The sequence below is a fragment of the Paenibacillus endophyticus genome (assembly GCF_014192395.1).
Taxonomy (GTDB): Bacteria; Bacillota; Bacilli; order Paenibacillales; family Paenibacillaceae; genus Pristimantibacillus; species Pristimantibacillus endophyticus.
This window is the reverse complement of sequence record NZ_JACHXW010000004.1, coordinates 425872-437276: the sequence shown is the minus strand read 5'-3', so window position 1 is coordinate 437276 and position 11405 is coordinate 425872. Positions and strand designations below refer to the sequence as shown.

General features: G+C 40.7%; 14 protein-coding genes. 12 read left to right on the top strand and 2 right to left on the bottom strand.

Annotated features, from left to right (window positions below):
* Positions 1-227 precede the first annotated feature (227 nt).
* The 11 genes from FHS16_RS09660 to FHS16_RS09610 all read left to right on the top strand — a co-directional run bounded on the left by FHS16_RS09660 (position 228) and on the right by FHS16_RS09610 (position 8779).
* On the top strand, positions 228-908 hold the full coding sequence (locus FHS16_RS09660) for an IS3 family transposase (RefSeq protein WP_246431677.1): 681 nt from the start codon (positions 228-230) through the stop codon (positions 906-908).
* A 399-nt stretch (positions 909-1307) separates the two neighbouring features.
* Entirely contained in the window at positions 1308-1877 is a 570-nt protein-coding gene (locus FHS16_RS09655; RefSeq protein ID WP_183561338.1) for a TetR/AcrR family transcriptional regulator, read from the top strand.
* Positions 1878-2305: 428 nt separating this feature from the next.
* Complete coding sequence (locus tag FHS16_RS09650) at positions 2306-2629, top strand: NIPSNAP family protein (protein WP_183561336.1); 324 nt, start codon at positions 2306-2308, stop codon at positions 2627-2629.
* A gap of 59 nt (positions 2630-2688) precedes the next feature.
* Positions 2689-3228, top strand: a complete 540-nt coding sequence (locus FHS16_RS09645) for an NAD(P)H-dependent oxidoreductase (RefSeq protein ID WP_183561334.1) — start codon at positions 2689-2691, stop codon at positions 3226-3228.
* The gene (locus FHS16_RS09640; RefSeq protein ID WP_183561333.1) at positions 3228-3863 is read left to right on the top strand and encodes a DsbA family oxidoreductase; all 636 of its coding nucleotides are present in this window, start codon (positions 3228-3230) and stop codon (positions 3861-3863) included. Before FHS16_RS09645 ends, FHS16_RS09640 begins: the two co-directional genes overlap by 1 nt.
* Before the next feature lie 41 nt (positions 3864-3904).
* Positions 3905-4642 carry an SDR family NAD(P)-dependent oxidoreductase gene (locus tag FHS16_RS09635; RefSeq protein WP_183561330.1) on the top strand — a complete coding sequence of 246 codons (738 nt, stop codon included), beginning with the start codon at positions 3905-3907 and terminating at the stop codon, positions 4640-4642.
* Positions 4643-4699: 57 nt separating this feature from the next.
* Positions 4700-4939 carry a tautomerase family protein gene (locus tag FHS16_RS09630; RefSeq protein WP_183561328.1) on the top strand — a complete coding sequence of 80 codons (240 nt, stop codon included), beginning with the start codon at positions 4700-4702 and terminating at the stop codon, positions 4937-4939.
* 230 nt (positions 4940-5169) lie between these two features.
* A complete protein-coding gene (locus FHS16_RS09625) occupies positions 5170-5673 on the top strand; it encodes a MarR family winged helix-turn-helix transcriptional regulator (RefSeq protein ID WP_183561326.1) in 504 nt (167 codons plus the stop codon).
* 144 nt (positions 5674-5817) lie between these two features.
* Positions 5818-7338, top strand: coding sequence for a spore germination protein (locus FHS16_RS09620; protein WP_183561324.1), 1521 nt, complete (start codon positions 5818-5820; stop codon positions 7336-7338).
* A 59-nt stretch (positions 7339-7397) separates the two neighbouring features.
* Entirely contained in the window at positions 7398-8552 is a 1155-nt protein-coding gene (locus FHS16_RS09615; RefSeq protein ID WP_246431692.1) for a Ger(x)C family spore germination protein, read from the top strand.
* The gene (locus FHS16_RS09610; protein ID WP_183561320.1) at positions 8549-8779 is read left to right on the top strand and encodes a hypothetical protein; all 231 of its coding nucleotides are present in this window, start codon (positions 8549-8551) and stop codon (positions 8777-8779) included. Before FHS16_RS09615 ends, FHS16_RS09610 begins: the two co-directional genes overlap by 4 nt.
* A 3-nt stretch (positions 8780-8782) precedes the next feature.
* On the opposite strand, the gene FHS16_RS09605 is transcribed toward FHS16_RS09610, so the two are convergent.
* A complete protein-coding gene (locus FHS16_RS09605; protein ID WP_183561318.1) occupies positions 8783-9883 on the bottom strand; it encodes a GerAB/ArcD/ProY family transporter in 1101 nt (366 codons plus the stop codon).
* A 321-nt stretch (positions 9884-10204) separates the two neighbouring features.
* Positions 10205-10564: a MerR family transcriptional regulator gene (locus FHS16_RS09600; RefSeq protein WP_183561316.1), complete on the bottom strand. Its 360-nt coding sequence runs from the start codon at positions 10562-10564 to the stop codon at positions 10205-10207.
* Between the two features lie 118 nt (positions 10565-10682).
* Here FHS16_RS09600 and FHS16_RS09595 point away from each other — a divergent pair, with 118 nt between their 5' ends.
* Positions 10683-11321, top strand: coding sequence for a nitroreductase family protein (locus tag FHS16_RS09595; protein ID WP_183561314.1), 639 nt, complete (start codon positions 10683-10685; stop codon positions 11319-11321).
* The last annotated feature ends 84 nt before the right edge of the window (positions 11322-11405 follow it).

Below are 11405 nucleotides of genomic sequence, written 5' to 3'. Positions count from 1 at the left end.
AAGTTAACCGCACGTGCGACATGCGTTTGCTGGGCGATGTCAATCCCAACGACGAGATGCTGAGCAGTAATTTTTTCAATGAGTTGATTTTGTCTCGCTTGCGATTTAAACTTCATAGTAGAGCGTCCTCCTGGATGATGGAATTTTAGGGCTATGACCCGTTTCGTACTTCCATCGTACCGAGGCGCTCGTTTTTTTGCAAAGCGGAAATTTAACGCTCTACAGGAATGCTAACGGTAATCCTTCGTCGAGACCATGATTTAGTGATCAATAAGAAAAAGGTCTATCGCCTATGCCATGAATTGAATATTTTGCGTCCACAGCGAAAAATCCAAACGAAGTATCCGAGGAAACTCGCACGAAATCGGATCATCACGGACTCGAATCAGCTCTTTGAAACCGATATTAAGTATGGTTATATCACTGGAGAAGATCGCTTCTTTTATATCCAATCCTGCTTAGACGTCTATGATCGATCGGTGGTGGCTTTTCATATTGGTTTACGTTGTGAAGCCAAAGATGTGGTTCGTACTCTGCAAGCTGCGTTGTTAAAGCGCCAGCTGTTTGAAGCTGTAGAAAAGCCGGTCATCCGATCCGACAACGGCCCCCAGTTTATTTCTCATATCTTTGAAAAGGCATGTGAAACCTTTGGGATAGAGCATGAACGAATTCCACCGCGGACACCGAATATGAACGCTCATATTGAGTCATTTCATCGCTTGTTACAAGACGAATGTTTAGCGCGATATGACTTCCAGACCTATGCGGAGGCCTATGAAGCCGTAAGTGAATTCATTCTTTTTTACAATGAACGGCGCATTCACTCAAGCATTCGTGATCTTTCGCCAACTGAGTTTCATGCAAAAAACCGGATTACACCAATTCCCATTAAAGAAGTACGTGTATAAATTGAAAAACGGAGTCTAGGCAAGTAAGGGTGAGTATGTGTCCAATTTTCGGGGGTTAATCCGATCTCCTGGTTCTTAATGCCCTCTTAGGTGATTATGGAAGTGCCCGTTTTTTAAAACGCCTAAAAAAAGAATTCACTTTGGATCAATTAGAATTAAGCGTTCCGCAAGACCATTCCTTAACGCCATACTTCATTGAGTTTTACCTGACAACTTCCCTTTCTTTATTTCGTCTGTGGCTCCAGCGTCAAAAGGATTTATCTTCAGAAGAATTTTTCAAGTTAGTGGAGAACCTATATTCAAGAGGGATTACGCCCTATCTTAAAGAATGAGTCTAGTCTGCGGATTGCCATTTGCCTGCATGTTGACAGGTTATCTATTGAAAGGTAGAATTGCTTCATGAACAAAAACAAAAATACTGCAGAACAGATATTGGACACAGCCCAGTCGATCGTACAGGAATTTGGATTTAATGGATTCAGTTATGCACACATTGCAGAAAAAGTAGGTATACGTACGGCTAGCATTCATTATTATTTCCCTAACAAGGAGGATCTAGGGAATGCGCTGATTGCGAGGTATTACAAAAATTTCATTTCCGGAATAGCTGAAATTGATAGCGTAACGGAGAACAATTTAGAAAAATTGCGAAAATTCATTTCATTGTACGGTGGACCTGTTCAAGATTATTGTCTTTGTATGGGTGTCATGCTTTCTACTGACCTCGCTACTTTGTCTAACCAAACCAGAGAAGGGATCGCAGAGTTATTCACTGCGAATCTGACATGGTTGGAACGAGTCTTGGAACAGGGCCGCCGTGAAGGGCAGCTCAGCTTTAAAGGTGATTCGAATGTGCTCGCTCATCAGTTTCTTGCATCGCTTCAAGGCGCGCAATTACTTGCAAGAAGTTTTCGCGATTTAAATCGATTTGATATGATTGCCAATGGTTTAATATCCGCTTTAACGTAAAGCAGGCGGATATTTACATTTATATTCTATCTTCTTATAGGTAGAATTGGGGCTATGAAAAAAAGAATTATGGGTTGACACTCTATCTACTAAAAGGTAGAATACAAACATGAACAAAATCAAAACAAAGCGAATATTTATTTTAGACACTTCTTAGTTTTCGATTGCTTAGCCATTTACCGGTTATGGCATTATGTTATAGGTTTAACGTGTAAAAGCGGTGGAATGGTCAGTTTCATTATTATTTAAAGAGGGAGACTGCATTTTCAAACAGCCTATTCTATCTTTTGATAGGTAGATAAACAATAGTTTAGAGCTCAATTTTCAGGCGATAAGGTTGCCATTAGTCGTTTCAAATGATGGAAGTAAGCAGCAATTTTTCTTAGAATTAGAACTGAAACTGAATGGCTTAAAGGAGGTGGCAACAGATGTTATACGAGCTGCGAATATATGATGTTCATTCAGGTAAAATGAAGGCTATTCAAGATAGATTCAAAGACCATGTTATTCCATTATTTATGAATCACGGCATGAAGGTGCTGCGTTTTTGGGAAGATGCGGATGAAGCAAACAACCGTCTTTACTATCTCGTTGAGCATGCCGATATGCAGACGCGAAACTTGAATTATGATCGTTTCCGCAATGATCCTGAATGGATTGAAGTCAAACGGATCTCTGAACTTGAGGGACCAATAGTTTACAAACAAGAAAGTGTATTTTTAAAAAATACAGATTTTTTCGACAACATATAAACATGATGCAGGCCATTTGTCCAGAAATACAAAAATAAAAATGAGACGGAGCAACTAAAATGAAAACACTTGTAATCGTTACTCACCCGAACATCGAAACATCCCATTGGAATAAAACGTGGGTGGAAGAATTGAAAAAGCATGATGAGATCACGATTCATGAATTATATAAAGAATATCCAGATGAAAATATCGATGTTTCCAGAGAGCAGCAGCTCATCGAGGCACATGACCGAATTATTTTTCAATATCCTCTATATTGGTACAGCACGCCGCCATTATTGAAAAAATGGTTTGATTCCGTGTTGCTATACGGCTGGGCTTACGGACCTGATGGTACAAAAACAAAAGGGAAAGAAATCGGAGTTGCGATCTCGACTTATGGTACGAAGGAGTCTTATCAAGCGACGGGGTCCAATGGTCTCACCTTAGAAGAAATATTGAGTCCAATACAAGCGCTTGCGCGTTTCATTAGTGCTTCCTACTTGCCTCACTTTTCAATAAATGACACATCTGATGTGTCGGAGGAACGTCTAACGCAGAGCAGCATCGATTACGTACAGCATATTAAAACGGTAAAAACGGTTGCTGGTAAATAATGAAGAAAAACTTGACCATTGACGTTTATATGGATACGATTTGCCCCTGGTGCCGAATGGGTACGACCAGTCTGCGACATGCTTTGAAACAGCTGCCAGATGGGATGAAGGCAACCGTACGTTGGCATGCTTATCAGCTTAACCCGGGTATTCGCCTTGAAGGTGAAGATTATCGCCAGGTTATGATGGGAAGATTAGGCGGTCCATCCCAATTCGAAGCAAGAATGAAGCAGTATAACGATACCGGTGCTCAATTTGGCCTTGCATTTAATATGGATATAGTGAAATATACGCCGAATACGACGTTATCCCATCAATTAATTGCGATTGCACCTGAGGATTTGCAAGAGCAATTGATAGACAATATCTATACGGCCTATTTTGAAAAAGGTATTAATATCGGCGAGTTGGATGAACTAGTTGGAATAGCAATAGCAAGCGGTGTAAAAGAGGATGCTGCTGAACTCAAAATGCGCCTTCTTAAAGGTGTTGGGCTTGAAAAGGTTGAAGAAGGACAACGGAGCGCGCAAGAGCTGGGAGTTAGAGGCGTGCCATTCTTTGTCATTAATGAAGAGATTAGCGTATCCGGTCTTCGATCTCCTGATGAATTTATTAACCTATTTGAAGCCAATTAAAACTGCGATGAATTACATCTAGAGTAAAGGAGCAATTATAAATGAGTATTAAGGGAAAGGTTTTTGTGATAACTGGCGGAAGCAGCGGGCTTGGGAAAGCTATGGCCATTGAGATGGTGAATAGAGGTGCGAATGTCGTAATCAATGGACGCCGAGAGCTGGAGTTAGCAGAAGCTGCAAAGGAGATCGATCCTAGCGGCAAACAAGTCTGGTTTGTTGCTGGCGATGTTGGAGATCCTAAGACTGCGAAGCGTTTAATCGACGATAGTGTTGCTCACTTTGGACGAATAGATACGCTGGTTAATAATGCAGGCATCTTCATCTCCAAGCCTTTTACGGAGTACTCAGAAGAGGACTTTGAAACGTATATTTCGACTAACGTCGTCGGCTTTTTCCATGTGACTCAGCAAGCGGTAGCGGAGATGCTGAAGCAAGGAACGGGACACATTGTTACGATCACTACGAGTCTGGTAGATCAACCATCCACTTCCGTTCCTTCTGTACTCGCTTCATTAACGAAAGGCGGCCTAAAATCTGCGACGAAATCTTTAGCCATTGAGTATGCTTCCCGAGGTATCCGTGTGAATGCAGTCGCACCGGGGATCATTAAAACTCCAATGCATCCCGTTGAGTCACATGAAGCTCTTGCTAGTCTTCATCCAATGGGTCGCATGGGCGAAGCGCATGAAATCGTTGATGCCGTCTTATATCTGGATTCAGCCAACTTCGTAACAGGTGAAACCCTTTATGTTGATGGTGGACAAAATGCGGGACACTAAGCCAATCCATGTGCAGAATAAATCAGATTAGCAATTCAAATAGAGAGGGGATCACTTATGCCGATCGTAACGATTCAAGTGACCCGCGAGGGCACAGCATCAGATCGTCAGTCTGTCACGGCGGAAGAAAAGGCGGCGCTCATCAAAGGAGTCAGTGAGCTCCTGCTCAACGTACTACACAAACCGTTAGCGTCTACTTTCGTAGTTATCGAAGAGGTTGATACGGAAAATTGGGGTTGGGGCGGACTACCGGTGTTGGAGTATCGCCAGAAGCTTGCTGCAATGCCTGAAAACTGACCGTACTGGGACATTAAACGAATAAATATAGACAGCAGTTCAAAGGAACCTTTGAACTGCTGTTTTTTTTGTGCGAAGCAATTAACATCCCGGAATCTCATGGCATAGCTTACTAAATTTCTTGTGCTATTTGACATATGTGAATGATCGATTTATATTAAATATCAATAGAATAAATAATTATAGGATAAAAACATGGTGTTTTAATAATCAGATAAGGTGGGTGGAAAATGACAGAACGCACAGACGAGGGGAAAGCTCTCGACTTGAGGCTAATCCGCGTAATTAAAAACATGGTGGCAACGCTTTACGGTAGCTTGGAGCGTGACATTGACAGCTACGGGCTTAGTATGGAGACCTTCCAAATTCTAGAATTCCTGTACAATAAGGGCTCACAGCCTATTCAGAAAATAAGCGAAGCTTTCTCGATTCCTAGCGGAAGTATTACTTACGTGGTAGATAAGCTTGAGAAAAAGGCGTTCGTGGAACGTCTGCCAATCCCTGGTGACCGACGGAAAACAAATGTGAATATGACGGAGGAAGGAAGGAAATACTTTGACAATATTTTCCCGCAGCATGTTCAGACGATCTCTGACAATCTGTCTTTTGCGACAGATGAAGAGAAGCTTGTGCTAATTGAAGTGCTTAAAAAAATCGGGTATGGCATCAAGAATCGCCAAGGGATTCCAATTGAAGAGGAAACCGATAATTCTAGCCCTGCAGATCATAAATGATCTGCGGGGTTTTCTTTTTGCAGCGTGCAAGACTAAGCCATCACCATCGGCTATAGCTCAGCATGCACCAACATCGATAGTCGAATATGTTTTTCTTCAATTGGAATAATAACAGCATGAATTCAAAAATATGGAGGTCCTTTCATGAGAGGGTTTAAAAGAGGCAAAACCAAGAAGTACGAAGATAAACTTAAAATGAAAGGCACTCATCTGGAGGAGAAAAATGAAATAGAGTTTACTGAGGAAATTGAGCAAAACGAAAAGTTACTAAAAGAAATCTTTCTGAATTGTTCAGACTTGGAGTACCGATGGATAGAAGATCAGGCAAATATGAGATGTCTCATTGTTTACATAAATAATTTGATAGATGAAAAACTGCTCGATGAGCATGTCATTAAACCACTGCTAATAAGAGATATTCCAAATGAAGCAAATGATCTTAAAAATAAGTGGATTTCTATTGGTACCACGAACAGTTCTGCAAAATTATCAGATACCGTGCGTAATTTGTTAGAAGGCCATGCCGCTGTTCTCATTTCAGGGAGCAGCCATGTGATGACGGTTTCCATTCCCGGTTCATCCAAAAGAAGTCTTGATGAACCGTCCTCCGAGCCGGTCATTCGCGGACCAAGAGACGGCTTTATCGAACATATTTCTACAAACATAAGTCTAATACGTGCAAGACTCAAAACGTCAAAATTAAAGATTGAATATATGACTTTAGGAGAGCTTTCCCAAACTAGAATAGCCATTTCATACCTGAAGGGTATTGCAGAGGATACTTTAGTTGAAGAAGTGAGAGCAAGATTGCTGCCGATTCAATTGGACGGTGTTCTTGACTCTGGGTATATTGAAGAATTTATCGAGGATCAACCTTATTCACCATTTCCTCAAGTTCATAGCACGGAACGTCCTGATGTGGTCGCTGCTGAATTGCTAGAAGGAAAAGTAGCCATCCTGGTTGATACAACGCCATTTGTCCTTATTGTTCCGATGACGTTCTGGACGGGACTTCAAGCAAGCGAGGATTATTATATTCGTTGGCCAGTCGCTACCTTTGTTCGATGGATTCGATTCCTTTTTATCAATTTTGCGATATTTGCCCCACCTTTATATGTGGCGATTACGACTTTCCATCAGGAGATGATTCCTACTAATCTTGTGCTGAGCATAGCAGCTTCGAGGGAAGCTGTACCTTTCCCTGCGATGATCGAAGCTTTGCTTATCGAAATTATATTCGAAGCATTACGGGAAGCAGGAATTAGGCTGCCTAAACAGATCGGCCAAGCGATAAGCATAGTTGGTGGTTTAGTCATCGGCCAGGCAGCTGTCCAAGCAGGACTAATATCAGCTCCTGTAGTTATAATTGTGTCCATCACTGGTATTTCCATGTTTACGATTCCTCGATATAGTTTTGCAAACGGAATCCGATTCCTTCGTTTTCCGATGTTGTTTTTAGCGGGGACTATGGGACTCTATGGCATCGTACTAGGATTTCTAGGCATCATTCTTCATGTGACCTCACTTCGTTCGTTCGGTGTTCTTTATTTCTCTCCAATTACTCCGCTAAAATTTACTGCCTTAAGGGATGTTTTCATAAGGATACCGATATGGATGAAATTTCGCCATTCTATAAAGCCTAAGTCACGGGAAGAAGGAAATTAGCAGCCACTCCTAGCAGGATGGTGTTGTATAAAAGGATTGGGGGGATTTAAAAGGTGAGAATGGGAAAAGGCATGATATTTCTCGTATTTGTTATCCTTTGCGGCTGTTGGGATCGTACAGAAATTAACGATCTTGCATTCGTTACAGCTACAGCATTAGATCTCTCGGATGACGGCAATGTGTTATGTTCCCTTCAAATCGCCATTCCTGCATCTATTGAAGGGGGGAGTCGCAGTGGAGGAGAAGCTAATCAATTTTTCATTATATCCGCAGAAGGCAAAGATGGAAATGAGATCCACCGAAAGCTTCAGAAGAAGAGCTCGCGTATATTATTTCTCTCGCATCGCAGCGTCATTTTCGTTAGCGAACGTTTAGCTGAGCAGGGAATCGGTGATATTTTGGATATCTTTACTCATGATCCAAGAAATCGCCTGAAGACCTATATCATGGTAGTAAAAGGGGGAGAAGGGCGGAACATTCTGAAAATGAATTATCCCTTGAAGCAAGTATCCATCGAAGCGGTGAAGGAAATGGAAATTTCAGGGGAGGATGTGGCAGTCACGCTACGTGATTTTTTTATGGCGCAAGCAAGTGAGGGGGTTCATCCCGTTGTCGGGACAATTGAACCCGATGTCCACTCCAAAGACACAGATAAGGAGATTTTTAACTTTGCTGGCGCCGCCGTCTTCAAAGACTTTAAACTATATGGATTATTAAACGATAAAGATACAATGGGGTTGTTGTGGGTAACCAATAAGCTTAAGACCGGCCGTATCACAACGAATTTACACAAAGGCGGGGAAGTCGGTTTGGTATTGAGCCAAGCACACAGCAAAATCATAACACAGAATCTAAAAAATGCCGTACAATTCAAGATCCAGCTTGAAGGCCAAGGCAGTTTGGCAGAGAACACTTCGAATTTGGATATTAACGAGCCGAAAAATTTGAAGATAATAAAAAATGAGTTGGAAAATGCTGTTAGGAAACAGGTTCAAGATTTTCTATTTAAAATTCAGAAGAAATATAAAGTGGATAGCGTTGGTTTCGGACAAGAAGTTTATAAGAATTATCCTGATAAATGGGCTGTTTTGAAACCGAATTGGAATACGATGTTTCCAAAGGCAACGATAGCGATTGAAGTTAACCTGACGGTAAAAGGAGCCGGTATGGTACATTCTTCTTTCGGATCGCAAGATGAGGGGGACGAAAAATGATCCTGCAAATTGCAGCTTTTATAATAGGCATGGTAGGCATGACGATTTACTGCGTTCAGCTTTTGTTGAAAAAACGACAGGTTAGAGCAGCTATATTATATAGTGGTTTGATGGGCATATGCATGGTCTACGGATCTTTTATATTTGCCAAGGTTCATGTTCCAAGCACAATTACGCCATTGAAAACCTTATTCGAACCCATCGGGAAAATCATTTTAAAACAATGAAATCTAAAGAGCCGACTTTTTCCATGACCGTTTTACCGAATCAATCATCAGAAGGAAAATAGGTATAACGATTTGGGTAAATAAGGCATGGCTTGGATATGTATATTTAAGATAATGACTCAAATCGGTTGAATAATTCACAAAAACAGAAACCGATCCTAATACGGACAATATCGTTATAGGGATTACGAAATCCCTATAGTTTTTAAGGTTAAAAAGATGACAAATACTTAGACAGATAATAAAGAAAGTCAGGGATATTTTTATAAAGCAACCCATAACCCATATCGCTACCGCTAAAGCTTCCAAGCGTTCAAAGCTTCCTTGAAAACCTATATACTGAATGACGCTTAATAAGGGAAAAGTTAATTTTTCCGTCAAAGGTCCAAATATCATAATCAAAGGTAAAACAGTAATGGCTAGAAGACCAGAGATCGTGCATAACCCAATAAACGAAGCTTTGAATGCTTTTTTCGGTTGGTTTAAATAAGGAAGAAGCCAGCCTAAAATAAAAAACTGACTTAAATATGCGGCAGGAAATATTGCCCCCTGAAGGACCGGGAACATACCGTTACTCAACACAGGACGAAGGCGCTCAGGATCATATTCCGCAAGCATGAGCATCAAGAGCGGAATCAATAAAACAAACATGACTAAGGCAAGGAACTCATTAGATCTTGCTATGGATTCGATTCCCATATAGACAGCTATGCCGCATAAAAGTGCTAATGATAAACTAACCATGATTGGCGGGCTTTTGTGGAGCAGAACCGTATTTATGAACTGGATATGCTGGTTAAGAATAATGAAATCAAAATTAATCCAGTAGTAAATGATATATAAGCCTAGACCTTTTCCTAGCCATTTTCCTACGATTTGTGAGCTGTACTGAATAATGGTTTGACCCGGGTAGCGATTGGACAAAGTGGTCATTACCCAAATGTTGAAAAACCCGATCAAGACAGCGGGGATAATCGTTATCCATGCATCTTGCTTGGAAATCTTAATCATTAAGCTTGGTATGATCAGAATGACGGTTGGCGCTATGAAGGAAAATAGCAAAAAACTTAATTGAGTTGCCGATATTTTTTCAGCAGATTTCATTTTTGTTCTCCTTCAGAATCGATATACACCAATTATTGCCTTTCTTAACTTCTTGTAAACAGGGTGACAGGATTAGCGAAACCGGCTCAACCGAAAAATGAGCAACAGTTTCATTCTTCGTAGTCGCGAAGGCTATAGGAAACAAAAAACAGGAAGTTACGATCCCGAAGGACGCAGCTTCCTGTTTTTTGCGATCAGATTCTTATGGTTTATTGGAGAACACAAGAAATGACGAGCCACTCGTGCTTTCGGTGCAGAACAACCGTATATGACAAGCTGCGGAGGAGTTAGCTAAGCTTTGTTAGATCTATGTTTTGGTCTTTAACACTTTGTTCGAAAATTAGCTTTGCCTTCCAAACTTGCAAGCAGAAACTTCTTCGACTTTCTCAATCGTTTTTGAATTTCTTCAATTTCGTTGATTTTTTGTTCTACCATTTTCTTCTTTGCCTCGTAAGATAATTGAAGTTGTTGGTTTACTAGCAAGCTTAACTCTTCTATCGAAAAGTCTACGGATAAAAGAGACTTCACGTCATCTAGAAATTCAACAATTTCTTCAGAATAAATTCGATAATTATTCGCATCTCTTTTAACAAATGAGTCTGGAATTAGGTTTTTGCGTTCATAGAATCTCAATGTAGATATGGGCAGACCCGTTAATTTTGAAACGTCATTTATTTTCATCGCATGTCCTCTTTACTTGTTGCTATAAACCTAGGTTTATAGTTCATAATACGAATATGATAACGAATGACATTCACAATGTCAAAAAAAATGCAGCGTTGTCAAAAGGAGAGGTTTTATGTTTAACCATATTTTGAATAACGATTTTGCCAATATAGTCAAGGGACGACGTTCTGTGCGTCAGTATGATGAGACCATTAAAATCTCGAAAGAAGAGATCAGCGAGATTATTATGGAAGCCAGTTTGGCTCCATCCTCTGCCAATATGCAGCCTTGGCGCGTCATTGTGGTTAATACGCAGGAGGGCAAAGAAAAACTAAGACCGCTTGTGCGCTTCAATACATTGCAAAATGATACATCATCAGCCATGCTGTTGATCTTCGGTGATACCCAAAGCTATTTATATGCGGAAGAGATTTACAATACAGCGGTGGAACAAGGAAAAATGCCGGCTGAGGTCCGAGACAGCCAACTTGAAACTATTCTGACGATGTTTCCGACTCTATCAAAAGAAATGAAAGTTGAAGTTGCAAAAGTAGATAGCAGCCTCTTTGCGATGCAGTTAATGTTAGTAGCCCGAGCCCACGGGTATGATACGAATCCAATGGCAGGTTTTGAAGTTGATCAGTTAGCAAAAGCATTCGATTTGGATGAGGAACGTTATGCTCCAGTAATGATTGTCTCGATAGGAAAAGCAAAAGAAGAGGGATATGAGACCGTTCGATTGGATTCTGACAAGATTACCTTTTGGAGGTAACTAATTAACGGTAAGCTATAAATGATTTGTTATAAAAGCAGAAACATTCCCAGAAGGGCGAAATCATGCAATCAAGTATATAAT